This is a genomic window from Streptomyces sp. NPDC085946 (assembly GCF_044540485.1).
Classification (GTDB): Bacteria; Actinomycetota; Actinomycetes; order Streptomycetales; family Streptomycetaceae; genus Streptomyces.
Genome location: NZ_JBITSF010000007.1, coordinates 208,444 through 232,617, shown reverse-complemented (window position 1 = coordinate 232,617; position 24,174 = coordinate 208,444). Strand labels below are relative to the sequence as shown.

The 24,174-nt window shown below is 71.6% G+C and carries 24 protein-coding genes and 5 tRNA genes; 17 read left to right on the top strand and 12 right to left on the bottom strand.

Annotated elements, in window-relative coordinates; genetic code table 11:
* Positions 1-33 precede the first annotated feature (33 nt).
* A complete protein-coding gene (locus tag ACIF8T_RS16970) occupies positions 34-228 on the top strand; it encodes an acyl-CoA carboxylase epsilon subunit (RefSeq protein ID WP_400035684.1) in 195 nt (64 codons plus the stop codon).
* A 165-nt stretch (positions 229-393) separates the two neighbouring features.
* On the opposite strand, the gene ACIF8T_RS16965 is transcribed toward ACIF8T_RS16970, so the two are convergent.
* The 8 genes from ACIF8T_RS16965 to ACIF8T_RS16930 form a co-directional block, all read right to left on the bottom strand.
* The gene (locus ACIF8T_RS16965) at positions 394-975 is read right to left on the bottom strand and encodes an ATP/GTP-binding protein (RefSeq protein WP_093769009.1); all 582 of its coding nucleotides are present in this window, start codon (positions 973-975) and stop codon (positions 394-396) included.
* Positions 956-1,528, bottom strand: coding sequence for a DUF742 domain-containing protein (locus tag ACIF8T_RS16960; protein WP_400035682.1), 573 nt, complete (start codon positions 1,526-1,528; stop codon positions 956-958). Before ACIF8T_RS16960 ends, ACIF8T_RS16965 begins: the two co-directional genes overlap by 20 nt.
* Before the next feature lie 93 nt (positions 1,529-1,621).
* Complete coding sequence (locus tag ACIF8T_RS16955; RefSeq protein ID WP_004983065.1) at positions 1,622-2,035, bottom strand: roadblock/LC7 domain-containing protein; 414 nt, start codon at positions 2,033-2,035, stop codon at positions 1,622-1,624.
* A 10-nt stretch (positions 2,036-2,045) separates the two neighbouring features.
* The gene (locus ACIF8T_RS16950) at positions 2,046-5,315 is read right to left on the bottom strand and encodes a nitrate- and nitrite sensing domain-containing protein (protein ID WP_400035680.1); all 3,270 of its coding nucleotides are present in this window, start codon (positions 5,313-5,315) and stop codon (positions 2,046-2,048) included.
* Positions 5,316-5,709: 394 nt separating this feature from the next.
* Positions 5,710-6,285, bottom strand: coding sequence for a GTP-binding protein (locus tag ACIF8T_RS16945; protein WP_400035678.1), 576 nt, complete (start codon positions 6,283-6,285; stop codon positions 5,710-5,712).
* Positions 6,266-6,661 (bottom strand): DUF742 domain-containing protein, encoded by a 396-nt coding sequence (locus ACIF8T_RS16940; RefSeq protein WP_030851927.1) that lies wholly within the window; start codon positions 6,659-6,661, stop codon positions 6,266-6,268. The genes ACIF8T_RS16945 and ACIF8T_RS16940 overlap by 20 nt, the downstream gene beginning before the upstream one ends.
* Before the next feature lie 111 nt (positions 6,662-6,772).
* Positions 6,773-7,186 carry a roadblock/LC7 domain-containing protein gene (locus ACIF8T_RS16935; protein WP_023546525.1) on the bottom strand — a complete coding sequence of 138 codons (414 nt, stop codon included), beginning with the start codon at positions 7,184-7,186 and terminating at the stop codon, positions 6,773-6,775.
* Between the two features lie 9 nt (positions 7,187-7,195).
* Positions 7,196-10,912: a nitrate- and nitrite sensing domain-containing protein gene (locus ACIF8T_RS16930; protein WP_400035676.1), complete on the bottom strand. Its 3,717-nt coding sequence runs from the start codon at positions 10,910-10,912 to the stop codon at positions 7,196-7,198.
* Between the two features lie 601 nt (positions 10,913-11,513).
* Here ACIF8T_RS16930 and ACIF8T_RS16925 point away from each other — a divergent pair.
* The 9 genes from ACIF8T_RS16925 (at position 11,514) to ACIF8T_RS16885 (ending at position 15,607) form a co-directional block, all read left to right on the top strand.
* Positions 11,514-11,702 carry a hypothetical protein gene (locus tag ACIF8T_RS16925; RefSeq protein ID WP_400035674.1) on the top strand — a complete coding sequence of 63 codons (189 nt, stop codon included), beginning with the start codon at positions 11,514-11,516 and terminating at the stop codon, positions 11,700-11,702.
* Between the two features lie 174 nt (positions 11,703-11,876).
* Complete coding sequence (locus tag ACIF8T_RS16920; RefSeq protein ID WP_400035672.1) at positions 11,877-12,653, top strand: fumarylacetoacetate hydrolase family protein; 777 nt, start codon at positions 11,877-11,879, stop codon at positions 12,651-12,653.
* On the top strand, positions 12,646-14,169 hold the full coding sequence (gene gltX, locus ACIF8T_RS16915) for a glutamate--tRNA ligase (protein ID WP_400035671.1): 1,524 nt from the start codon (positions 12,646-12,648) through the stop codon (positions 14,167-14,169). Before ACIF8T_RS16920 ends, gltX begins: the two co-directional genes overlap by 8 nt.
* Positions 14,170-14,303: 134 nt before the next feature.
* Entirely contained in the window at positions 14,304-15,035 is a 732-nt protein-coding gene (locus ACIF8T_RS16910) for an HAD family hydrolase (protein WP_400035669.1), read from the top strand.
* A gap of 91 nt (positions 15,036-15,126) precedes the next feature.
* Positions 15,127-15,198 (top strand) — tRNA-Gln (locus ACIF8T_RS16905).
* Positions 15,199-15,238: 40 nt separating this feature from the next.
* A tRNA-Glu gene (locus ACIF8T_RS16900) sits at positions 15,239-15,311 on the top strand.
* 29 nt (positions 15,312-15,340) lie between these two features.
* A tRNA-Glu gene (locus ACIF8T_RS16895) sits at positions 15,341-15,413 on the top strand.
* A 21-nt stretch (positions 15,414-15,434) separates the two neighbouring features.
* Positions 15,435-15,506: transfer RNA gene (locus ACIF8T_RS16890), tRNA-Gln, on the top strand.
* Between the two features lie 28 nt (positions 15,507-15,534).
* A tRNA-Glu gene (locus ACIF8T_RS16885) sits at positions 15,535-15,607 on the top strand.
* Between the two features lie 50 nt (positions 15,608-15,657).
* Here the strand turns inward: ACIF8T_RS16885 and ACIF8T_RS16880 are convergent.
* Positions 15,658-16,305: a MerR family transcriptional regulator gene (locus ACIF8T_RS16880; RefSeq protein ID WP_400035667.1), complete on the bottom strand. Its 648-nt coding sequence runs from the start codon at positions 16,303-16,305 to the stop codon at positions 15,658-15,660.
* Between the two features lie 114 nt (positions 16,306-16,419).
* Between ACIF8T_RS16880 and ACIF8T_RS16875 the strand changes: the two genes are divergently transcribed.
* The gene (locus tag ACIF8T_RS16875; protein ID WP_400035872.1) at positions 16,420-16,902 is read left to right on the top strand and encodes a DUF4188 domain-containing protein; all 483 of its coding nucleotides are present in this window, start codon (positions 16,420-16,422) and stop codon (positions 16,900-16,902) included.
* 119 nt (positions 16,903-17,021) lie between these two features.
* Here ACIF8T_RS16875 and ndgR read toward each other — a convergent pair whose 3' ends face one another.
* Positions 17,022-17,738: an IclR family transcriptional regulator NdgR gene (ndgR, locus tag ACIF8T_RS16870; RefSeq protein WP_400035665.1), complete on the bottom strand. Its 717-nt coding sequence runs from the start codon at positions 17,736-17,738 to the stop codon at positions 17,022-17,024.
* Between the two features lie 196 nt (positions 17,739-17,934).
* On the opposite strand from ndgR, the gene leuC reads away from it, so the two are divergent.
* The 4 genes from leuC to ACIF8T_RS16850 all read left to right on the top strand — a co-directional run bounded on the left by leuC (position 17,935) and on the right by ACIF8T_RS16850 (position 21,272).
* Positions 17,935-19,365 carry a 3-isopropylmalate dehydratase large subunit gene (leuC, locus tag ACIF8T_RS16865; RefSeq protein WP_400035663.1) on the top strand — a complete coding sequence of 477 codons (1,431 nt, stop codon included), beginning with the start codon at positions 17,935-17,937 and terminating at the stop codon, positions 19,363-19,365.
* A 6-nt stretch (positions 19,366-19,371) separates the two neighbouring features.
* Positions 19,372-19,965: a 3-isopropylmalate dehydratase small subunit gene (leuD, locus tag ACIF8T_RS16860; RefSeq protein WP_400035661.1), complete on the top strand. Its 594-nt coding sequence runs from the start codon at positions 19,372-19,374 to the stop codon at positions 19,963-19,965.
* Between the two features lie 275 nt (positions 19,966-20,240).
* A complete protein-coding gene (locus tag ACIF8T_RS16855; RefSeq protein WP_400035659.1) occupies positions 20,241-20,471 on the top strand; it encodes a hypothetical protein in 231 nt (76 codons plus the stop codon).
* 135 nt (positions 20,472-20,606) lie between these two features.
* Positions 20,607-21,272, top strand: coding sequence for an HU family DNA-binding protein (locus tag ACIF8T_RS16850; RefSeq protein ID WP_400035657.1), 666 nt, complete (start codon positions 20,607-20,609; stop codon positions 21,270-21,272).
* A gap of 110 nt (positions 21,273-21,382) precedes the next feature.
* On the opposite strand, the gene ACIF8T_RS16845 is transcribed toward ACIF8T_RS16850, so the two are convergent.
* Positions 21,383-21,586 (bottom strand): cold-shock protein, encoded by a 204-nt coding sequence (locus ACIF8T_RS16845; RefSeq protein ID WP_400035655.1) that lies wholly within the window; start codon positions 21,584-21,586, stop codon positions 21,383-21,385.
* 9 nt (positions 21,587-21,595) lie between these two features.
* Positions 21,596-22,234: a 2-phospho-L-lactate guanylyltransferase gene (gene cofC, locus ACIF8T_RS16840; protein WP_400035653.1), complete on the bottom strand. Its 639-nt coding sequence runs from the start codon at positions 22,232-22,234 to the stop codon at positions 21,596-21,598.
* Between the two features lie 155 nt (positions 22,235-22,389).
* Here cofC and ACIF8T_RS16835 point away from each other — a divergent pair, with 155 nt between their 5' ends.
* Both ACIF8T_RS16835 and ACIF8T_RS16830 read left to right on the top strand, forming a co-directional pair.
* Entirely contained in the window at positions 22,390-23,166 is a 777-nt protein-coding gene (locus ACIF8T_RS16835) for a lysophospholipid acyltransferase family protein (protein ID WP_400035651.1), read from the top strand.
* The gene (locus ACIF8T_RS16830) at positions 23,163-24,173 is read left to right on the top strand and encodes an NAD(P)H-dependent glycerol-3-phosphate dehydrogenase (RefSeq protein WP_400035649.1); all 1,011 of its coding nucleotides are present in this window, start codon (positions 23,163-23,165) and stop codon (positions 24,171-24,173) included. Before ACIF8T_RS16835 ends, ACIF8T_RS16830 begins: the two co-directional genes overlap by 4 nt.
* The last annotated feature ends 1 nt before the right edge of the window (position 24,174 follow it).

The following is a 24,174-nucleotide window of genomic DNA, read 5'->3' as shown; positions in this document are numbered from 1 at the left end:
CCGCGGACCCCTCTCTCACGGAGACTGACACCCATGGACATGCCTGACATCCGCGTCGAGAAGGGCCACGCCGAGCCGGAGGAGGTCGCCGCCATCACGGCGCTCCTCCTGGCCCGCGCGGCCGCCCGCTCCGCCGACCCGGCCCCGTCGCACCGCCCCCACCGGCGTGCCGGCTGGCGCCGCCTGGAACGCGAGCCCGGCTTCCGCGCCCCGCACAGCTGGCGCTGACCGGCCGACACGCGAAGAGGCCCCTCCCTGCCCAGGGAGGGGCCTCTTCGCGTGGAAGCGCGGAAGTGCGGGGAGCCGCGCGAACCGTCCCGGACCGTCCCGCACCCGGGCATACGACAGCCCCCGGCGGCCCGTGGCCGCCGGGGGCTGTCCCCCGTGGGGGAACTACCGCAGCCGCGCCATGAGCGCGTGCTCCACGAGCGTGATCAGCGCCGACTTCGCGTCGGCACGGTGCCGCGCGTCGGTCGTGATGATCGGCGTGTCGGGCCCGATCTGCAGGGCCTCCCGGACCTCGTCCGGCGAGTACGGCTGCTGCCCGTCGAACCCGTTCAGCGCGATGACGAACGGCAGGCCGCTGTTCTCGAAGTAGTCGACGGCGGGGAAGCAGTCGGCGAGCCTCCTCGTGTCGACCAGGACGATCGCGCCGATGGCGCCGCGCACCAGGTCGTCCCACATGAACCAGAAGCGGTCCTGGCCGGGGGTGCCGAACAGGTACAGGATCAGGTCCTGGTCCAGGGTGATACGGCCGAAGTCCATGGCGACCGTCGTGGTCGTCTTGTCCCCGGTGTGGGTGAGGTCGTCGATGCCCGCCGAAGCAGACGTCATGACGGCCTCCGTGCGCAGCGGGTTGATCTCCGAGACGGCGCCGACGAACGTGGTCTTGCCCACGCCGAAGCCGCCCGCCACCACGATCTTCGCGGAGGTGGTGGAGCGGGAAGGACCGCCGCTAGAGCTTGCGAAGTCCACTGAGCACCCTTTCGAGCAGTGTCACGTCTGGCTGGCCACCGGCGTTCTCGTCGCCGCCGGGCTGATGGATGGCGACCAGTCCCGCCTCCGCCAAGTCGGCGACGAGGATCCTGGCCACGCCGAGAGGGATCGTCAGGAGCGCCGAGATCTCGGCGACCGACTTGATCTCCCGGCAGAGGTTGCAGATCCGCTGATGCTCGGGCAATTGGCCCTGCATCTGGTGCGGCTGCGCGGTGGTGTGCACCAGCGCCTCGATGGCGAGCTGGTAGCGCGGGCGGGTCCGGCCGCCGGTCATGGCGTACGGACGCACCAGCGGGTTGTTCGACGCCCCGGCGGGCGACGGCTCGGGGGTGCGGCGCTGCGGCTGCACGGGCTGGATGCGCGGCGCCTGCGGCTGGTCGTACGGCGCCGGGCCGGGGCCCTGCGGCGGGTACGGCTGCCGGTGGCTGGGTGCGGAGGGGAAGTTGTACCGGTTCTGGGAACCGTCGTTCGGGCCCTGGGCAGGGCCGTACGACCAATTGCCCGAAGGTGAACCGCCTGGGGGTGTTGCCACTTTCTCCTCCTCCGACTGTGCCTGGCACCCATCTCGTGGAGCCGCGTCCCGAAACCTTACGGCCACGGGACGCCAAAACGCACCGTCTGCCCGTTAGTTGAGAAGGCTCCCTTGGAGCTCCGCACGAAGATCCGGTGTCAGGACGGTACCGGCCCGGTCCACCAGAAGGGCCATCTCGTACCCGATGAGGCCGATGTCCGCCTCGGGGTGCGCGAGGACCGCGAGCGAGGAACCGTCGGAGATGGACATGATGAAGAGGAATCCCCGCTCCATCTCCACAACCGTCTGATTGACGCTCCCGCCCTCGAAGATCCGGGACGCGCCTGCCGTCAGAGACGTCAGACCGGAGGCGACGGCCGCGAGCTGGTCGGCGCGGTCGCGGGGGAAGCCTTCGGACATCGCCAGAAGGAGTCCGTCGGCGGAGACCACCACCGTGTGGGACACCCCCGGGGTGTTGTCCACGAAGTTGGTGATCAACCAGTTCAGGTTCTGTGCCGCCTGGCTCATCGGGCTCACACTAACGCTCCTGGTTGTAGGTGCTGTCAGGACCGAAGCCCTGGCCGTTCGTTTCACTGCCTGCGTTGCGGCCTCGCTGGACGCCGCGCCGCAGGTTGCTCAGCCTGCCCCGGACGTCCTCCGGGGCGCGGGAGACCTGCGGGCCTCCCTGGGGGGTGCTCTCGGCGGAACCCTCGATCAGATTGGCCTTGGGTACCCGCCGCGGCAGGCCGGAGGAGGTCACCCCGCCCGCCTTGGGCTTCCGGAGCTGCGAGGCCTGCTGCCAGCGCTCGTCGTTCGCCGAGCGCCAGTCGCTGTCGCCCTCCGGCGCCGAGGCCGGCGGCTCCTGGTTCACGCGCCGCGCGCCGCCCGTGCCGTTCGCGCCGCCCGCGGTGGGTCCGCGGCGGGGAAGCCCGGCGTCGGTCAGCTCGTGGACGGCGGAGTGGGCCGGTCCCGGACGGTCGAAGCCTACGCGGTCCTGCTCACTCGCGTCAGCGGCCTGCGCGGATTCCGTTTCCGGTGCATCCGCAGGGTACTGGGCCGGGTAGCCGTTCTGGTAACCGTCCTGCTGGGGCCAGTCGTCCTGGTGGCGGCGCTGTTCGAAGGCCGGGAAGGTGTCCGGGGCGGAGGCACCGGCACCCGCGTGCTCCTCCTGGACCGGCTCCGCATACGACGGCTCCGGGTAGCCGCCGTTGGCCGAGTAGGCGTCGTTCTGCGGCAGGCCGCCGTTCGGCGCGTAGTACTGCTCCTCGTACGGAGGCTGCTGCTGCTCCTCGTACGGCGTCTGCTGCTGCTCGTCGTACGCCGGACGGCCGTCGTACCCGGCGTGCTGGTCCTGGTAGCCGCCCTGGCCGCCGTCGCCGTAGCCCTGCTGCCCGGCGAACCGGTCGTAGGCGGGCGTCTCGCCGGTCTCCTGCGCGTGCTGGTCCTGCGGGCCGTGCGTCTGGGCCTCCAGGGCCGCGCGGCGCTCCTCGCGCATCAGGGAGCGGCCGACGGGGTCCAGGTCGCGGATGTCGTCGGGGACTTCGGTGTAGCGGCTGTCGTCGAAGCCGAGCTCGGCGGCCGTGCGCATCGGCTGCTGGGCGAAGTTCTCGCCGTGGAAGTCCTGCTCCGGGATGATCTGCGAGACGGTGAACTCGTCGCGGTCGTGGAGCTGTTCGCCGCCACCGCCGCCGTGCGTGATGGCGTCGGGGAGCATGACCAGCGAGGTCGTGCCGGCCTGCTCGCCCGAGGGGCGCAGCTGGACGCGGATGCCGTGCCGGTCGGAGAGGCGGCCGACCACGAACAGGCCCATGCGCTGCGAGATCGCGGCGTCCACGGTCGGCGGGTTGGCCAGCTTGTGGTTGATGTCCGCGAAGTCCTCGGCGGTCAGGCCGATGCCCTTGTCGTGGATCTCGATCATCACGCGGCCGTCGGGCAGCCGGGTCGCGGTGACGCGGACCTTGGTCTGCGGGGAGGAGAACGTGGTGGCGTTCTCCAGCAGCTCGGCGAGCAGGTGCACGAGGTCGGTCACGGCGCGGCCGTGGATCTCGGCGTCGGGCACGCCGGACAGCTCGATGCGCTCGTACTGCTCCACCTCGGAGGAGGCGGCGCGCAGCACGTCGACGAGGGGGACCGGCTGGTCCCAGCGGCGGCCGGGCTCCTCGCCGGCGAGGACCAGGAGGTTCTCGCCGTTGCGGCGCATACGGGTCGCGAGGTGGTCCAGCTTGAAGAGGTTCTCCAGCTGGTCCGGGTCGGCCTCGTTGTTCTCCAGGTCGGTGATGAGGGTCAGCTGGCCCTCGATCAGCGACTGGTTGCGGCGCGAGAGGTTGGTGAAGATCGCGTTGATGTTGCCCCGCAGCAGGGCCTGCTCGGCGGCGAGCCGGACGGCCTCGCGGTGCACCTGGTCGAAGGCGCGGGCGACCTCGCCGATCTCGTCGGTGGAGGTGATCGGGATGGGCGCGACCCGGGTGTCGACGCGGCCGGGGTCGGTGCGGGAGAGCTGGTCGACCAGCATCGGCAGGCGCTGCTCGGCGATGCCGAAGGCGGCGTTGCGCAGCTGGCGCATCGAGCGGCTCATCTGGCGGGCCACCATGCCGGCCAGGATGAACGCGGCGAGCAGGGCGACGACGACGGCGGCACCGGTGATGTAGGCGTCGCGCTGGGCGTCGTCGGCGATCTGGGACGCCTCGGCCACCGCCTTGTCGGCCATGTCCGCCTCGATCTGGCGGTAGGCGTCGAACTTGAGGGTGTTGACCGCCCACCAGTTCTGCGGGGTGATGCCCTTCTGGGCGAGCGCGGCCCGCTCGGCGGGGTCCGTGGAGCGCAGCTGGGCGAGCTCCGAGACCATCGTGGTGGGCTTGGCGGGCGGGGCGACGTAGGTCTGGCCGTTGGCCTCGGCCTCGCGCCTGGCCTCGGCGGCCTGCTCCGCGCCCTTGGTCTGGATGTCCTTCGCGGCCTGCTCCAGCTTGGCGGCGTCCGCCTCGGTGCCGCCGCCCTTGTACTCCTCGACGGCGATGCCCTCCAGGTACGCGTACGAGGAGAGGGCGACGCGCTGGCTGGCGAGGCTGCCCTGGCCGGGGCCGGGCTTGATCAGCATGTGCATGCCGATGGAACGCTGGAGCGACAGCGCCGCCTTGGTCAGCGAGATCGCGTAGACGGTCCGGCCGTAGGAGGTGATGTTGCCGGTGCCGAGGCCGAGCTCGTTGGCGAACTCCATCAGGGGGTGGGCGACCTCGACGTAGCCCTCCTCGGTCTGCACCCCGGTGCGCTTGCCGGTGTACGCCGTCTCGCGCAGGGTCGTCAGGTCCGGCTCGACCTTGCGGAACTGCGACAGACGGCGCTCCAGACCGGCCTTGCCCGGCATGTTCTGGGCGGCCTCGTCGAAGGCGTCGGCGGCCCGGTCCGTCTCCTTGCGGGCCTCGGCCACGGCCGCCTTGTCGTCGGCGGTCTGGGCGGCGCCCTTCAGCAGCGGGGCGGCGGTGCGGTCCCGCTCGTTGTAGAGGGCGTCGGCGTAGGTCAGCGAGGCCCGCACCAGACGCGCGGTCTTCTCCGCGTCCTCGGCCTCCTGCCAGGTGTCGATCGAGCCCTTCACCTGGAAGCCGCCCATGACGAGGCCGACCAGCACGGGTATGAGGAGGATCGCGTTGAGCCGGGTGGTCACCCGCCAGTTGCGGGGAGAGAGGCGTCCGCCGTTCGGGGCGGGCGCGGCCGACGGCTCCGAACCGGGCACGGGGGCGGGCGCCGCTGTGCGCGGCGGCGGGGTGAAGTTGCCCCGGGCCGACGGCTCGGGACTGTTCTTGCTTCGCCTCACTCGACCAACAACCTCTCGGCGGTCGGCACCTTCGTCGTGCCGCAGTGTCTCAGAGCCCAACGCGCCATCGACCGGTGAGTACGTCTTTGACTATTGGGCAGTTCAGGCATTCCAGCACGTGGACCAGCGACCTTCCAAACAGTGGAAGGGGACGAATCCGCGTGATGTAAGCCGCAGATAAAACGGTCATAAAGAGCGAGCCGCGCCAAAAGGCGGGGTCGCCGTGCGCGCAGCGAGACCGGATGTGCGCGAGGCGTGGCCGTACCACCCCAGTTCTCTGCCGAAACGTTATGAACGCCGGGGCCGACCGTGTCAAAGGACACAGCCGGCCCCGGGGCGGCTACGGCAACGGCCGCGCAAAGCATCGCATTTGGGTGCGAACGGGACCCCGCGGCTACCGCAGCCGGGCCATCAGCGCGTGCTCCACCAGCGTGATCAGAGCGCCCTTGGCCTCGGACCGGTGGCGGGCGTCGGTGGTGATGATGGGGGTGTCGGGCCCGATCTGCAGGGCCTCCCGCACCTCCTCCGGCTGGTACGGCTGCTGGCCGTCGAAGCCGTTCAGGGCGACGACGAACGGCAGGCCGCTGTTCTCGAAGTAGTCGACCGCCGGGAAGCAGTCGGCCAGCCGCCGGGTGTCCACCAGCACCACCGCGCCGATGGCACCGCGCACCAGGTCGTCCCACATGAACCAGAAGCGGTCCTGGCCCGGCGTACCGAACAGGTACAGGATCAGGTCCTGGTCCAGCGTGATGCGCCCGAAGTCCATGGCCACCGTGGTGGTGGTCTTGTCCCCGGTGTGGGTGAGGTCGTCGATGCCCGCACTGGCGGACGTCATCACGGCCTCGGTGCGCAGCGGGTTGATCTCGGAGACGGCGCCCACGAACGTGGTCTTCCCCACGCCGAAGCCGCCGGCCACCACGATTTTCGCCGAGGTGGTGGCCCGGCCTCCGTCAGAGCTTGCGAAGTCCACTGAGCACCCTTTCGAGCAGTGTCACATCCGGCGCGCCGGTCGCGTCGTCGCCGCCCGGCTGGTGAATCGCCACCAGACCGGCTTCCGCCAGATCCGCGACGAGGATCCGGGCCACGCCCAGCGGCATGTTGAGCAGGGCCGACACCTCGGCGACCGACTTCACCTCGCGGCACAGGTGGCAGATGCGCTGGTGCTCGGGAAGGAGCCCCATGAGCGCTGCCGGGTCGGCCGTCGTGCTGATCAGGGCCTCGATGGCGAGCTGGTACCGGGGCCGCGTCCGGCCGCCGGTCATGGCGTACGGCCGAACCAGCGGCTGGTCGCCCTCGTCCTCGTACGGCTCCGCGTACGGATCATGAGAGGCGGTGGGCGGGGTCATGAATCCTCCGGGCGGGACAGCAAGTCGGTCAGTCAAGCCGTCTGACGGGGCCGGTGGGGGGATTGTGGCGGCCGGACGGTGATTTGGTGAGACGGGTGGTGCCGGGGACGGTCAGTGAAGCAGACTTCCTTGGAGTTCGGCGCGCAGGTCCGGGGTGAGGACCGCGCCCGCACGGTCGACCAGCAGCGCCATCTCGTAGCCGACGAGGCCGATGTCGCACTCGGGGTGCGCGAGCACGGCCAGCGACGAGCCGTCCGAGACGGACATGAGGAAGAGGAACCCGCGTTCCATCTCCACGACCGTCTGGGCCACGGTGCCGCCCTCGAAGATCCGGGAGGCCCCGGCGGTCAGCGAGGTCAGGCCCGAGGCGACGGCCGCGAGCTGGTCGGCGCGGTCCCGCGGGAAGCCTTCGGACATCGCCAGAAGGAGTCCGTCGGCGGACACGACGACGGTGTGGGACACCCCTGGTGTGTTGTCCACGAAGTTCGTGATCAACCAGTTCAGGTTCTGTGCCGCCTGGCTCATCGGGCTCAACTAACGCTCCTGCTGGTGAGTGGGCCGCGGGAAGCTGCCGGTCTGGCCTGCTCCCGCCTGACGGCCCTGTGCGATACCCCGACGGAGATTGGTCAGCCGGCCGCGCACGTCGTCGGGCGCGCGCGAGACCTGCGGACCGCTCTGGCGCGTCTGCTGCTGAGCCGTGCCCGGGACGAGGTTGGCCCGGGGCACCCGGCGCGGCAGGCCGGAGGTGGTGACACCGCCCGCGGCCGGCTGCCGGACGCGTTCCGCCTGCCGGACGAGCTCGTCGTTGGGCGAGCTGCGCCAGGCGGTGGAGGGGGAGGCGGACCGCTGGGGCCCGGTGGGACCCTGCGGCTGCTGCTGTTGCTGCGGGGCCGGCGCCGGGGCGCCGTCCTGCTGCTCGTCCTGCCGCCCGCCGCCGCGGAACCAGTTGGTCTCCAGCGTGTCGTACAGCGGCGTGCGCCCGTCGCCGGGGCCGGGCGCCGGCGGCAGTGCCTCGGGCGCCTGGCGGGCGGGCCGGGCCGGCGGACGCGGGGCGCCGAAGTCGGCTCCGCCGCGGCCGCCGTTGTCCTGCGGGCGCTCCGCCGCGGGGTCCGGACGGCCCGGCAGGGCGTGCCGGCCCGTCGAGGAGCCGCTGTCCTGGCCCGGTGCCGGGAACCGGCCCGCGGCGCCGTTGTCGTATCCCTGCGGGGCGGGGAACTGGCCCGTGGCGCCGTTGTCGTACGCCTGCGGGGCGGGGAACTGGCCCGTGGCGGCGTTGTTCTGGGACGGTGCCGGGAACTGGCCCGCGGCGCCGTTGTCGTATCCCTGCGGGGCGGGGAACTGGCCCGTCGCGGACGGGTCGGCGCCCGCGGAGCCGTACAGGTCCGGGCGGGCGAACTGGCCCGTGCCCTGCGGGTTCGCGTCGGCACGGCCGCCGTTGTGCCGGCCGGCACCGCCGAGGTCGGCCGGGAAGCCGGACGACGTGCGGTCGTCGACGCGGGGCATCGGCGCCGTCTGCGAGACGTCCTGCTCCTCGTGGCCGCGCGGGGCGTCCAGCGAGGCGCGCGGGACCGGCGGCTGCGCGTTCTCGTCGCTCCAGCTGGGCGTGCGGGGCTGGGCGTTGCCGCCCGGCAGCTCGGCCCGCGCACCGCCGCGCGGCGGCAGCTGCGGCTGCTGCTCGGCGGTGTTGCCGGAGCGCTGCGGCGGAACCGGCCTGCGGCCCCCGCCGAAGGCGTCCTGGCCCTGCGGACCGCCCGGGTCGGTGGCCTGGAGGCCCTGCGGGCCACCCGGCGCCTGACCGAAGCCGGCGGGAGCCGGACGGCCCTGCGGGGGCGCGCCCTGCTCGAACGGAGCCGACGGGCCCTGCGGTCCGCGCGCGCCGCCCGGCGCACCCGGACGGCCGCCGTCCCGCCCGGGCAGCGCGGCCCGCGGACCCTGGCCGGCACCGAGCCGGCCGCCGGGCGCGCCGGCGCCGAGGCCACCGCCGCCCTGGCCGCCGGCGGCCTGCCGGCGGGCCGCGGCCGCGCCGGCGGCGGCCTGCGCGGCGGCCGGACCGCCGCCCGCGACCGGCTGGCCCGGCTTGGGCTGGGGCTTCTTGCCGCCCTGGGCGACGTCGACGGGCAGCATGACCAGCGCGGTCGTGCCACCGGAGTCGGACGGGCGGAGCTGGATGCGGATGCCGTGCCGCTGCGACAGACGGCCGACCACGAACAGACCCATGCGGCGGGAGACGGAGACGTCCACCGTGGGCGGCGCGGCGAGGCGCTCGTTGATCGCGGCCAGGTCCTCGGGGGAGAGGCCGATGCCGGTGTCGTGGATCTCGATCAGGACGCGGCCGTCGGGCAGCGCGTGACCGGTGACCTTGACCTTGGTCTGCGGCGAGGAGAACGACGTGGCGTTCTCCAGCAGCTCGGCGAGCAGGTGCACGAGGTCGTTGACGACCCGGCCGGCGACCTCGGTGGTCGGCACGGACGCCAGCTCGATGCGCTCGTACTGCTCCACCTCGGAGGCCGCGGCGCGCAGCACGTCGACCAGCGGGACCGGACGGGTCCACCGGCGGCCGGGCTCCTCGCCCGCGAGGACGAGGAGGTTCTCGCCGTTACGGCGCATGCGGGTGGCGAGGTGGTCGAGCTTGAACAGCGAGGACAGCTGGTCCGGGTCGGCCTCGCGGGACTCCAGCTCGGAGATCAGCGACAGCTGGCGCTGGATCAGACCCTGGGAGCGGCGCGAGAGGTTGGTGAACATCGCGTTGACGTTGCCCCGCAGCAGGGCCTGCTCGGCGGCGAGGCGGACCGCCTCGCGGTGCACGTCGTCGAAGGCCGCGGCCACCCGGCCGATCTCGTCCCGGGAGTGCACGCCGACCGACTCCACGGAGGTGTCGACGTCCTGCGGGTCGGACTCGGACAGCTGCTTGACCAGCTCGGGCAGGCGCTCGGCGGCGACCTTGGTCGCGGTCTCCTCCAGCCGGCGCAGCGAGCGGATCATGGAGCGGGCCACCACGAAGGCGCCGACCAGCGACACGCCGAGCACCAGCAGGATCAGCGCACCGGAGATGATCGCGTCGCGCTCGGTGGCGCTGCGCAGCTCGCGGGCCTGCTGCTCCATGTCCTCCAGCAGACCGAGCTCGATGTTCTTCATCTGCTGGATCTTGGTGGAGCTGTCGTCCAGCCAGTCCTGGTACGAGATCTTCTGCAGGTCGGCCAGGCCGTCCTTGCCGGTGAGGGCGCGCTTGGCGTAGGTGTCCGTCGCCTCGATGATCGCGTTGTTCTGCTCGATGGGCTCGAGCAGTTCCTCGGCGCCGTCGCCGTGGATGCTGGTGAACGCGCGGATCTCGGACTTCTGGCTCTCCAGCGCCGACTCGGCGTACAGCCGGTCGTTCTCCGAGAGGTCGCCGGCGGTCGTGTTGTTGGCGGGCAGGGCCGCCGCGAGGACCGCGCGCTGGATCGACGCGTACTCCTTGGCGGCGGAGAAGGCCGCCAGGGCACGCGTGCGCTGGATCATGTCCGGGTTGCTGGTGGCCTCGGCCATGTCCTGGGAGAGGTCCAGCAGGTTGGTGATCAGACGGTGGTAGGCCTCGACCGTCTGGGTCGAGTTGTCCTCGGACTGGTAGGCGGCGGAGCGGATCTCGTTGAGGCTGCTGAGGTCCCGGGCCAGGCCGACGATGCTGTCGCGGACGCCGCGGAGGTTGCCGTCCTTGGCCGCGTCGTCGATCTCCTCGGAGCTGGCGAGGAAGTTCTCCCGGGCCCGGTCGGTCTTCTCCCGGTAGCCCTTGACGGTGAAGTCGGTCGCCTTCGAGCCGTGCGCCAGCGGGCCGGCGGACTGGTCGCGCTCCTCCTGGAGCGCGGCGGCCAGTTCGGTGGCCTGCTTGGTCATGTCCGTCAGCAGCTTCATGTTGTCGAGCTGCTGGATGTCGTCCATCGACTGGTTGATGCGCAGCGCGCCGAGCGAGGTGGCCGCGACCACCGGGAGCGCGAGCAGCGACACCAGACGGGTGGAGATCCGCCAGTTGCGCAGCGCTATTCGCGAGCCGGGGCCGGTGGTGCCCTTCGGCGCCTTCACGGCCGGTGCCGGGCTCGCGGGACCCGAAGGGGTCGGCGCGCCGGGGCGCCCGGGGCGCTCACCGCCGTCGCCGGAGGCCGGCCGGCCCGGGTTCTGGGCGTGCTGGGGCGAGGAGCTGACGGCCATGGGGCCAGTCCCGCCGTGCGGCTCCGGCTCCGCCGAAGCGCTGCCATCCCTCTTGAAACGTCCCTGCACTAGCGTCGCAACCTCTGGACCAGGCACCCCTCCGCGTGAACGGCGAGGCACGGTGTCGGCGTCATAGGGGCGCCCTGAATACGCCCCGTGGTGGTCGTGAGTGACCGGCGCTGGTTCCCCCTTCTCGCCGCCACTCGGCGCTTGACTGCGCCCCCTGTGCGCCGGCTCGATCCTGCGGCGGTCCGTGGAATTCCAGCACAGCACAGGATCTCCAACAAGGCCCGTTGGCCAGGCCGTGACATACGTGACACCACGTGAGGGGTGGGTCACCGGTCGTAGAAAGTGATCTCCCGCAAAACGGTCATACGTTCACGTATCGCTCAGGAGGGGGAGGTGTCCCAGTCGCCATGATCAGGAGCGGAATGAGGGCTTCAGGTGACGAATGTCTGTTTCGTCGGGATGGGATATCAGTCCGCATTGACCGTTTTGTCCATGGATTCGTGAGCAAACTCACACGCTGATCCTGGTCTTCCTCTGGGATTCGCGGGGAATCCCATGTTTAGCCTGACGCTTTACAGAGATGGCAAAACCGACAACCCGCGCTCACGCGGGGGTCCACGGACCCTCCCGGCGCCCGGACACGACAGGGTCGCGTACAACCGTGAAGACGACGACGACGTTCCACAAGATCGCCAACCCGCGGCGCACGACGCTGGCGCACCTGAAGGACGCCGGCGAGCTGCAGGCGCCGGAGCGGCCGGAGCACGCCGTCGAGCTCCCCACGCAGACCGCCAATCCCCGGCGCACCATTCTCCAGGAGGTCCCCGTGCAGGCCTCCGCCGCGGAGTAACCACCACCGGGCAGTACGCGCGGCGGCCGCGGAACACTCACCCCGGCCGCCCGGGAATCACAGGGGCGCCTCCGGAGCGGCGGCGCCCCTCGCTGTGCGCGGGAGACGGACCCCCTGCCGCGTTAGCCTGGAGCGTCAGACTCCAGCCAGCTCAGTCAAGGGGCCAAGCAACCCGTGCGCATCGCCAGGTTCTCCATCGACGGGAACGTCGCCTTCGGCGCGGTCGAGGGCGACAAGCAGGACGAGCTCGTCCTGGACATCATCAAGGGCATCCCGTTCGCGGACTTCGAGCTCTCCGGCACCAAGGTCCCGGTCAGCAAGGTCAGGCTGCTGCCGCCGGTGCTCCCCAACAAGGTCGTCGCCTTCGGCCGCAACTACGCCGAGCACGCCAGGGAGCTGGGCAACGAGGTGCCCGACGCCCCGTTCGCCTTCTTCAAGCCCTCCACCTCGGTCATCGGCCCCGGCGACGCCATCCAGTACCCCTCCTTCTCCGAGGAGCTGCACCACGAGGCCGAGCTGGCCGTGGTCATCGGCCGGATGTGCCGCGAGGTCCCGCGCGAGCGCGTCAAGGACGTCATTTTCGGCTACACCTGCGCCAACGACGTCACCGCCCGCGACGTGCAGAAGCGCGAGAAGCAGTGGGCGCGCGCCAAGGGCTTCGACACCGCGTGCCCGCTCGGCCCCTGGGTGGAGACCGACCTGGACCCCTCGGACCTGACCCTCCAGCTCACGGTCAACGGACAGCAGCGCCAGCTCGGCCGCACCAGCGAGATGATCCATTCCGTCGAGGACCTGATCGTCAACATCTCCGAGGCCATGACGCTGCTCCCCGGCGACGTGATCCTCACCGGCACCCCGGCAGGGGTCGGCCCCCTCAACGTCGGCGACGAGGTCGCCGTCACCATCGAAGGCATCGGCACTCTCACCAACAAGGTTGTCAAGCGTGGCTAGCGCATCAGGCTCTCCCTCCCCCAAGTCCTCGGCTCCGCTCGGACAGGGGACACCCCCACGCGTCCGTTTCTGCCCCTCGCCGACCGGCAACCCCCACGTGGGCCTGGTCCGCACCGCCCTGTTCAACTGGGCGTTCGCCCGGCACCACGGCGGCACCCTGGTCTTCCGCATCGAGGACACCGACGCGGCCCGCGACTCGGAGGAGTCGTACCGGCAGCTGCTCGACTCGATGCGCTGGCTGGGCTTCGACTGGGACGAGGGCCCCGAGGTCGGCGGCCCCCACGCGCCCTACCGCCAGTCCCAGCGCATGGACCTCTACCGGGACGTCGCGCAGAAGCTGCTGGACGGCGGGTACGCCTACCACTGCTACTGCTCGCAGGAGGAGCTGGACACCCGCCGCGAGGCCGCCCGCGCCGCCGGCAGGCCGTCCGGCTACGACGGCCACTGCCGCGACCTGGGCGCCGACCGGGTCGAGGAGTACCGGGCCCAGGGCCGCGAGCCGATCGTCCGCTTCCGCATGCCCGACGAGACGATCACCTTCACCGACCTGGTCCGCGGCGAGCTGACCTTCACGCCGGAGAACGTCCCCGACTACGGCATCGTCCGCGCCAACGGCGCCCCGCTGTACACGCTGGTGAACCCGGTCGACGACGCCCTGATGGAGATCACCCACGTCCTGCGCGGCGAGGACCTGCTCTCCTCGACGCCCCGTCAGATCGCCCTCTACCGGGCACTGATCGAACTGGGCATCGCCAAGCGCATCCCCGAGTTCGGCCACCTGCCGTACGTGATGGGCGAGGGCAACAAGAAGCTCTCCAAGCGCGACCCGCAGTCCTCGCTCAACCTGTACCGCGAGCGCGGCTTCCTCCCCGAGGGCCTGCTGAACTACCTCTCCCTGCTCGGCTGGTCCCTCTCGGCCGACCAGGACATCTTCACGATGGACGAGATGGTCGCCGCCTTCGACGTCACGGACGTGAACCCCAACCCGGCCCGCTTCGACCTCAAGAAGTGCGAGGCGATCAACGGCGACCACATCCGCCTGCTGGACGTGAAGGACTTCACCGAGCGCTGCCGCCCGTGGCTCCGGCCGCCCTTCGCCCCCTGGGCCCCGGAGGCCTTCGACGAGGCGAAGTGGCAGGCCGTCGCGCCGCACGCCCAGACCCGTGTGAAGGTCCTCTCCGAGATCACCGACAACGTCGACTTCCTCTTCCTGCCGGAGCCGGTGGAGGACGAGGCGAGCTGGGCGAAGGCCATGAAGGAGGGCTCGGACGCCCTGCTGCGCACCGCCCGGGAGAAGCTGGAGGCCGCCGACTGGACCTCCGCCGAGTCCCTGAAGGAGGCCGTCCTGGCCGCCGGCGAGGCCCACGGCCTCAAGCTCGGCAAGGCCCAGGCGCCGGTCCGCGTCGCCGTCACCGGCCGCACGGTCGGCCTGCCGCTCTTCGAGTCGCTGGAGGTCCTGGGCAAGGAGAAGACCCTGGCCCGCATCGACGCCGCGCTGGCGAAGCTGGCGGCCTAGGCACGCCCGTGTGCGGGGCGGCGTCCGGACCGGGCGCCGCCCCGCACGTGTCTGCGGCGGCCGGTCCCGCGCCCGGCGGCCGCCACGGCGATGACCCTGGGCTGACGGCCCCTCGCGGTGGGTAAGGTCGGAGCATGAGCATCGCAGCCGTGGTCTGGGACGTGGACGACACCCTCTTCGACTACACGACCGCGGACCGCGTGGGCATGCGCGCGCACCTGGCCGCCGAGGACCTGCTCGCCGCGTACGGCACCGCCGAGCAGGCCCTCGCCCGCTGGAGGGAGGTGACCCACCTGCACTGGGCGCGGTTCGCGGCCGGCGAGACGACCTTCGAGGGCCAGCGCCGCGACCGGGTCCGCACCTTCCTGGACGCACGGCTGACCGACGCCGAGGCGGACGCCTGGTTCGACCGCTACATCACCCACTACGAGGCGGCCTGGGCCCTCTTCCCCGACGTCCTGCCCGTCCTCGACGCCCTGGCCGCCAGCCACCGCCACGCGGTGCTGTCCAACTCCAGCCTCCACGTCCAGGACCGCAAGCTGCGGGTGCTCGGCGTCCACGACCGCTTCGAGAGCATCCTGTGCGCCGCCGAGCTCGGCGTCTCCAAGCCCGAGGCGGGAGCCTTCCTGGCCGCCTGCGAGGCCCTGGACCTGCCGCCGCACCGGGTGGCGTACGTCGGGGACCACCCGGAGATCGACGGCCGCGGCGCCGCGGAGGCGGGGCTGCTGTCCGTCTGGATCGACCGCACCGGCGTGCACGTCACCGGCGTCCCCCCGGCCGGCGGACACCGCATCGCGTCCCTCGCCGAACTGCCCTCCCTGCTCGGCTCCGATACTCGTTTTGGAGCCCCGTCCACCATCGGGTAATGTTCTTCCTGCGCCGCGGGGAGCGGGCCGGAAGGCCGGAACCCCAGGCGCAGAAACTAGAACAAGATCCCCCCTGGGGCTTGCGTTCCAGTGGCCTATGGTGTAATTGGCAGCACGACTGATTCTGGTTCAGTTAGTCTTGGTTCGAGTCCAGGTAGGCCAGCTCGCAGAGCTCATCTGCAAAACGCGGATCACATCCGCAAGCCCCCGTTGTGTAGCGGCCTAGCACGCTGCCCTCTCAAGGCAGTAGCGCCGGTTCGAATCCGGTCGGGGGTACTGGTTCCGATCATCTCGGGACTGCTAGGGCCCCCGTTGTGTAGCGGCCTAGCACGCCGCCCTCTCAAGGCGGTAGCGCCGGTTCGAATCCGGTCGGGGGTACTGACTGGTCTAAACCATCATTGGTCTATGGTGTAATTGGCAGCACGACTGATTCTGGTTCAGTTAGTCTTGGTTCGAGTCCAGGTAGACCAGCTCGGACCTGCGGAAACGCAGGATCCACGCCCCCGTTGTGTAGCGGCCTAGCACGCCGCCCTCTCAAGGCGGTAGCGCCGGTTCGAATCCGGTCGGGGGTACAGCGAAGAAGGGCCCTCCCCTCGGGGAGGGCCCTTCGGCGTGCGGTGCGTCACTTCCCCGCGAACCGGCGGCGCGACTCCTCCGCCTCGGCCAGCCGCCGCAGGCTGAGCAGCACCGGCTCGTACAGCACGGTCAGCGCCACCGCCGCCTCCACCTGCTCGTCCGGTGAACCGCCGTAGCGCTCCACCAGGTCCAGGTCGGTGCCGGCGAGCCGGCCCATCGCGCGGGCGTAGGGCTCCAAATCGTCGACGGAACAGGGGTATCCGAGCCGGGCGAGGGCGGTGATCGCGGTCACCAGCATGCCGTAGGCGGGCGACGGGGCCTCGGCGTCGCCGCCGCAGCCCCAGCCCACCCTGCGCAGCAGTTCGTCGGCGCTGCGCCGGGCCGCCCCGGTCGCCGGGTCGTCCTCGGCGGGGGCCGGTCCGTGCGGCAGGGCCCACACGGCGGTGCCCAGGCGCGCGTTGTGGTCGAGGGTGTCGTCCTCCAGGGCCGCGAGCACCTCGCGGGCCGAGGCGACCGGGATCTTGCCGACCTGGATCAGCGCCCGCACCAGGCGCAGCCGCCGCAGGTGCTCCTCGCCGTACTCGGCCTGGGTCGCCGTGATCCGGCGCCCGGGCGGGAGCAGTCCCTCGCGCAGGTAGTACTTGATCGTGGCCGTGGAGACCCCGCTGCGCCCGCTCAGCTCCGCCAGTCGCATGTCCGTCCTCGTGTCCGTGTGCATCCCTTGCGCCCTCGCTTGGAGAGTGGCACTATCCAAACATGGATAGTGACGCTATCCAATCGGATCGTGAGCGAAGGGACGGGGGAGATCATGGACAAGCCGATCGAGGGGCGCGTGACCGCGGCGAGGGAGGACGGCGTCGTCGTCTTCCTCATCGGGATGCGGATCAACAGCTTCGCCGCGCTGCGCAGTTGGGTGCCCGTCGCCCGGGCGATGCGGCCGATGCTGCGGGAGCTCTCGCGGGACGAGGGCAGCGGCCTGCTCGGGTACCGGTTCCTGCTGGGCTTCCCGCGGTTGTTCTACGTCGTGCAGTACTGGGACTCGAAGGACAGGCTCCTCGCGTACGCCGCCGCGCCGGACCGGGCGCACCGCCCCGCCTGGAGCGCCTTCAACCGGCGGCTGCGCGAGGGACGGGGCAGGGTCGGCTTCTGGCACGAGACCTACGTCGTGCCGGCCGGGGCCCACGAGTCGGTGTACGTGAACATGCCCGAGTTCGGCCTGGGGCGGGCCACCGGGACCGTGCCGGTGGGGCGCCGCGGGGAGCGGGCGGCCGAGCGGCTCGGGGTGAAGTGACCGGTCCCTCCGGGGTGCGTCCCGGGGTCCCGCGCGGGCGGCGGCATGAGGAACCCCCGGGGGCGGGACCGCCGCGGCGTCGGGGCGGGTCCGTCCCCGGGGGCGGGGTGGTGCGGGGGTCAGCCGGTGCGGCGCAGGGCCTCGGAGAGCCGGGCGGCGGCGTCGATGACCGCCTGGGCGTGCATCCGGCCCGGGTGGCGGGTCAGGCGCTCGATGGGTCCGGAGACCGAGACGGCGGCCACCACGCGGTTGGAGGGGCCGCGCACGGGTGCGGAGACGGACGCGACGCCGGGCTCCCGCTCGCCGATGGACTGGGCCCAGCCGCGGCGCCGGACGCCCGACAGGGCCGTCGCCGTGAAGCGGGCGCCCTGCAGACCGCGGTGCAGCCGCTCCGGCTCCTCCCAGGCCAGCAGGATCTGCGCGGAGGAGCCGGCCTTCATCGTGAGCGTGGAGCCCACCGGGACCGTGTCCCGCAGGCCCGACAGGCGCTCCGCCGCGGCGACGCAGATGCGCATGTCGCCCTGGCGGCGGTAGAGCTGGGCGCTCTCGCCCGTGACGTCGCGCAGGTGGGTGAGCACCGGGCCGGCCGTCGCGAGCAGGCGGTCCTCGCCCGCGGCCGCGGCCAGCTCGGCCATGCGCGGGCCGAGAATGAAACGACCCTGCATGTCACGCGCCACCATGCGGTGGTGTTCCAGGGCCACGGCCAGGCGGTGGGCCGTGGGTCGTGCCAGTCCGGTGGCGCCGACCAGGCCCGCGAGGGTGGCCGGACCGGACTCCAGAGCGCTCAGGACGAGGGCCGCCTTGTCCAGAACGCCGACGCCGCTACTGTTGTCCATGCAACGATACTTGCGTCTCACTCTGTGAAACGCAAGTTCAATTTTCCGTGGAACGCGCCACTCTGGATGTCACGAAGTCACAGTGGCCCGTGACGTAAGGGCCTGGCGGCGGATGCCCGGATTCAGGGGCACGGGCGGCCGCTTCCTCAAGATCTCTAGTTGGGTCGGCGCGTTGCCGTCGGCCGGAGGGAAAGCGATGGGTAGGACACTCGCGGAGAAGGTCTGGGACGACCACGTCGTCCGGCGCGCCGAGGGCGAGCCCGACCTCCTCTACATCGATCTGCACCTGCTGCACGAGGTGACCAGCCCGCAGGCCTTCGACGGCCTGCGCAAGAGCGGCCGGAAGGTCCGCCGCCTCGACCTGACCATCGCCACCGAGGACCACAACACCCCGACCCTCGACATCGACAAGCCCATCGCCGACCCGGTCTCCCGGGCCCAGCTGGAGACGCTGCGCAAGAACTGCGCGGAGTTCGGTGTCCGGCTGCACCCGCTGGGCGACGTCGAGCAGGGCGTCGTGCACGTCGTGGGCCCGCAGCTGGGCCTGACCCAGCCCGGCACGACCGTCGTCTGCGGCGACTCGCACACCTCCACGCACGGCGCCTTCGGCGCGCTGGCGTTCGGCATCGGCACCTCGCAGGTCGAGCACGTGCTGGCCACCCAGACGCTGCCGATGGCCCGCCCGAGGACCATGGCGATCACGGTCAACGGCGAGCTGCCCGAGGGCGTCACCGCCAAGGACCTGATCCTGGCGATCATCGCCCGGATCGGCACCGGCGGCGGCCAGGGCTACGTCCTGGAGTACCGCGGCGAGGCCATCGAGAAGCTCTCGATGGAGGCCCGGATGACCATCTGCAACATGTCGATCGAGGCCGGTGCCCGCGCGGGCATGATCGCCCCCGACGAGACCACGTTCGCGTACCTCAAGGGCCGTCCGCACGCCCCCGAGGGCGCCGACTGGGACGCCGCCGTGGAGTACTGGCGGACGCTGCGCACCGACGACGACGCCGAGTTCGACGCCGAGGTGGTCATCGAGGCCGCCGAGCTGTCGCCCTTCGTCACCTGGGGCACCAACCCCGGCCAGGGCGCGCCACTTTCCTCCGAGGTCCCCGACCCGGCTTCGTACGAAGACGCTTCGGAGCGCCTCGCCGCCGAAAAGGCCCTGGAGTACATGGGGTTGGAGGCCGGGCAGCCGCTGCGCTCCATCAAGGTGGACACCGTCTTCGTAGGTTCCTGCACCAACGGGCGCATCGAGGACCTGCGCAACGCCGCCGAGATCCTGCGCGGCCGCAAAGTCGCCGACGGCGTACGGATGCTGGTCGTGCCCGGCTCCGCGCGGGTGGGGCTGCAGGCCGTCTCCGAGGGCCTGGACGTGGTCTTCAAGGAGGCCGGCGCCGAGTGGCGGCACGCGGGCTGCTCGATGTGCCTGGGCATGAACCCCGACCAGCTCGCCCCGGGGGAGCGCTCGGCCTCCACCTCCAACCGCAACTTCGAGGGCCGGCAGGGCAAGGGCGGCCGTACCCACCTGGTGTCCCCGCAGGTCGCGGCGGCCACCGCGGTCCTGGGCCACCTCGCCTCCCCGGCCGACCTGGCCGACGCCGACACCCGTACGCCCGCTGGAGTCTGAACAGTCATGGAAGCATTCACCGCGCACACCGGCCGGGCCGTCCCGCTGCGCCGCAGCAACGTCGACACCGACCAGATCATCCCCGCCCACTGGCTCAAGAAGGTCACGCGGGACGGGTTCGAGGACGGGCTGTTCGAGGCCTGGCGCAAGGACCCCGAGTTCGTGCTCAACCGGCCCGAGCGGCAGGGCGCGACCGTGCTGGTCGCCGGCCCCGACTTCGGCACCGGCTCCTCCCGTGAGCACGCCGTCTGGGCGCTGCAGAACTACGGCTTCAAGACCGTGATCTCCTCCCGCTTCGCGGACATCTTCCGCGGCAACTCGCTCAAGAACGGCCTGCTCACGGTCGTGCTGGAGCAGAAGATCGTCGACGCGCTCTGGGAGATCACCGAGCGGGACCCGCAGGCCGAGATCACCGTCGACCTGGTCGCCCGCGAGGTGCGCGCCGAGGGCGTCACGGCCTCCTTCGAGCTGGACGAGAACTCCCGCTGGCGGCTGCTGAACGGCCTCGACGACATCTCCATCACCCTGCAGAACGAGGGCGACATCGCCACCTACGAGGCCGGCCGCCCCTCGTTCAAGCCGCGGACCCTCCCGGTCTGACCCGGCACGGTCCGGAGCAGCCGGACGGGTCGACTTTCGGCCACCCAACACCCCCGCCGTACCCCCGATCAGCCCTGATCGGGGGTACGGCCGTGTCTGCACCCGATCGGCCCCGAGCGCCGCCCCGCCGGCCCTCAACTTCCCACGTTAAAGGGGTGATTGCGCGGGTAGGCGAGCCGTGGAGCCGAGGCTTCCGCCCGCGCCCGGACGGTTGCCGGGGGCGGCAGTTGCACCCTGCGCAGGCGACAACTCGCCTCAGATGGCACAATCTGTGCATGGAACACGACGGCCAACTCGAGCTCTATGCGGCGGTCGCGGTCCGGCTCAAGGAAGCGCACGCGAGAGTGCGCGCACTGCAAGTCCCGGAGGGCGTACGGATGGCGCTGACCCGGAAGCTGCTGGTCATTACGGCTGCGGCCAAGCACGATCCCGCCACTGCGGCAAGGCGTCTGGAGCGGTTCACCGCGGATCTCGACGCGGGGCGATTCCCCGACGGGGAACGCTGAACGGTCCGGGACAACCGAGTCTGCTGCGGCACAAGGGTGATAAGCCCGTTTCGTGTTTGATTTGCGGTATATATCTGCCTAACGTGCGAAAAGCTTGAACACTTTCGTTCTGGCGATGTCTCCGAAGGGGAAGACGTGAACAAGGCGCAGCTCGTAGAAGCGATTGCCGACAAGATGGGCGGCCGCCAGCAGGCCGCCGATGCCGTCGACCACGTACTGGACGCCATCGTCCGCGCGGTCGTCGCGGGGGAACGGGTCTCGGTCACCGGCTTCGGTTCCTTCGAGAAGGTCGACCGTCCGGCCCGCTACGCCCGCAACCCCCAGACGGGCGAGCGGGTTCGCGTCAAGAAGACCTCGGTGCCGCGCTTCCGCGCGGGCCAGGGCTTCAAGGACCTGGTCAGCGGCTCGAAGAAGCTCCCGAAGGGCGACATCGCCGTCAAGAAGGCCCCCAAGGGCAGCCTGTCCGGCCCGCCGCCCACCATCGCCAAGTCCGCGGGCAAGAAGGCCGCGGCGAAGAAGACGACGGGCGCCGCGAAGACCACGGCGGCGAAGAAGGCGACGGCCAAGAAGGCGACCACGAAGGCGGCCGCGGCGAAGAAGACCACCGCCGCGGCGAAGAAGGCGCCCGCCAAGAAGACCACGGCGACGACCGCCAAGACCGCCGCCGCGAAGACCACCGCCGCCAAGAAGACCCCGGCCAAGAAGGCCCCGGCCAAGAAGGCGACCGCGAAGAAGGCGCCCGCCAAGAAGTCGACGGCGCGCAGCACCGCGAAGAAGACCACCACCGCCCGCACCAAGTAAGGGCAGGCCGCAGGGTACTCACACGCCGGGCCGGACTCCGCTGCGGAGTCCGGCCCGCGGCGTGTGCGGCGGCAGTGACCGGGGTGACGGCGGCGGGGGAACGGCCGTGGTCAGAGTGTCTGGAGCGTCACGAGGGTGATCCGCGGGCCGTCCGCCGGGCCCTCCACCTCGATCCGCACCCGCTGCCCCGGCCTGAGCAGCCGCAGGCCTCCCGCGTCGAACGCCGCCGCGTCGAAGGGCACCGGGGTGCCGTCGTCCAGCAGCACCTGCCCGCTGCGGGTCTCGGGGTCGTACGTGTACGCGGTCGCCTGCATGGCGGCAGCCTACTGCTCCGGTATCAGCAACCGCGCGGCGGCCGCGGCCGTGTGGGGGCCCACGCCCAGGGCCAGGGCGGCCCGCAGGTCGTCGCCGGTGTCCACGTCCCGGCGTACGGAATCCACGGCGTCCAGGCGCAGTTCCGCGGCGCCGGAGGCGCGGTGACGGGCCCGGGAATGCGGACCGAAAGCGGGCATCAATTCCTGTCCCGGAGCGGCGGCCAGCAATGTCGTACCGATATCGGCGGCATCCGCGAGAAATGCCCGCGGGAATTCACCGGCCGCTTCCAGGACGCGTGACAATTCCGGCGGGCGCAGCGCCGGCAGATCGGCGTTCACCGCTGCCACGGGACGGCCGGGACGGCCGGTCCGCACGACGGCCGCGGCGTGCGCGAGAGCGGGGTTCAGGCCGCCGCCCGGCGCGTCCGGGACGATCCGCGCGCCCAGCGCGGCCAGCGCGCGGCCGGCCCGCGGGTCGTCCGTGACGACCGCCACATCCCGCACCGCCGGGCAGGCCAGCGCGGCCGCCACCGTGTCCTGCGCGAACGCGAGCGCCAGGCCCGGCCGCAGTCCGGCGTCCGCGGTGTCCGCGAGCCTGCTCTTCGCCTGCGCAAGCGGCTTCAGGGGTACGACCAAGGTCCACAGCACGAGCGTCCCGTCCCTCTCCTGTCGCGGCCATTGTCACCCGGGTCATCGGGGCGGCGGCGTGCCGGGGCGTACGGTGTCCTCGACAGACCGGCGGTCCGGGGCGACACTTGTGCGGCCCCCCGGCCCCGTTCCAGGCCCTAGAGGAAGGTGTCCGCGTGCCCCGCCGCAGAATCGGCTTCTGGTACCGCTTCGCCGCGGTGATCTGCAAACCGCCGCTGGTGGTTCTGCTCAAGCGGGACTGGCGTGGAATGGAGAACATTCCGGCCGAGGGCGGCTTCATCACCGTGGTGAACCACAATTCCCACATCGACCCCGTCGCGTACGCGCACTTCCAGTACAACACCGGCCGCGTGCCGCGCTTCCTCGCCAAGAGCGGGCTCTTCAAGTCGGGATTCGTCGGCGCCGCGATGCGCGGCACCGGGCAGATCCCCGTCTACCGCGAGAGCACGGACGCGCTCAGCGCCTTCCGCGCCGCGATCGACGCCGTGCAGCGCGGCGAGTGCGTCGCCTTCTACCCGGAGGGCACCCTCACCCGCGACCCCGACGGCTGGCCCATGACCGGCAAGACCGGTGCCGCGCGGGTCGCCCTGCAGACCAAGTGCCCGGTGATCCCCGTCGCCCAGTGGGGCGCCAACGAGGTGCTGCCGCCGTACGCCAGGAAGCCGCACCTGTTCCCGCGCAAGACGCACCGCGTGCTCGCGGGGCCGCCGGTGGACCTCTCGCGCTTCTACGGCCGCGAGATGACGCCGGAGCTCCTCAAGGAGGCGACCGAGGTCATCATGGCGGCGATCACCCGCCAGCTGGAACTGGTCCGCGGCGAGAAGGCGCCCGCGACGCCGTACGACCCGCGCCGGGAGCGGATCGAGCAGCGGCGCCGCACCCAGGCGCAGACGCAGGGCAGGCGCGTGCAGGAAGAGGAGCTGGGCAAGTGAGCAAGCCGGTCAAGGCGGCGGTCTTCGGCACCGGATCGTGGGGGACGGCCTTCGGCATGGTCCTCGCGGACGCGGGGTGCGAGGTCGTGCTGTGGGGGCGGCGCCCCGGACTCGCGGACGCGGTCAACTCCACGCGGACCAACCCCGACTACCTGCCCGGGGTGGAACTCCCGGAGAACGTGCGGGCCACCACCGACGCCGCCGAGGCCGCGGCCGGCGCCGACTTCACCGTCCTCGCGGTCCCCTCCCAGACGCTGCGCGGCAACCTCGCCGACTGGTCGCCGCTGCTGGCCCCCGACACGGTCCTGGTCTCCCTGATGAAGGGCATCGAACTCGGCTCCGCGATGCGGATGAGCGAGGTCGTCGACGACGTCGCCAAGGTCGGCCCGGACCGGATCGCCGTGGTCACCGGGCCCAACCTGGCCCGGGAGATCGCCGCCCGGATGCCGGCCGCGGCCGTGGTGGCCTGCACCGACGAGGCCGTCGCCCAGCGCCTCCAGGCCGCCTGCCACACCCCGTACTTCCGCCCGTACACCAACACGGACGTGGTGGGCTGCGAACTCGGCGGCGCGGTCAAGAACGTCATCGGCCTCGCCGTCGGCATCGCGGACGGCATGGGGCTCGGCGACAACGCCAAGGGCTCGCTCATCACGCGCGGGCTCGCCGAGACCACCCGGCTCGGGGTCGCCCTCGGCGCCGACCCGCTCACCTTCTCCGGACTCGCCGGCCTCGGCGACCTGGTGGCGACCTGTTCCTCGCCGCTGTCGCGCAACCACACCTTCGGCACCAACCTCGGCAAGGGCATGACCCTCCAGGAGACCATCGCGGTCACCAAGCAGACGGCCGAGGGCGTCAAGTCCTGCGAGTCGGTGCTGGACCTGGCCCGCCGGCACGGCGTCGACATGCCGATCACGGAGACGGTCGTCGGCATCGTGCACGAGGGCAAGCCCCCGGTGGTGGCGCTCAAGGAGCTCATGTCGCGCAGCGCGAAGCCCGAACGACGCTGAG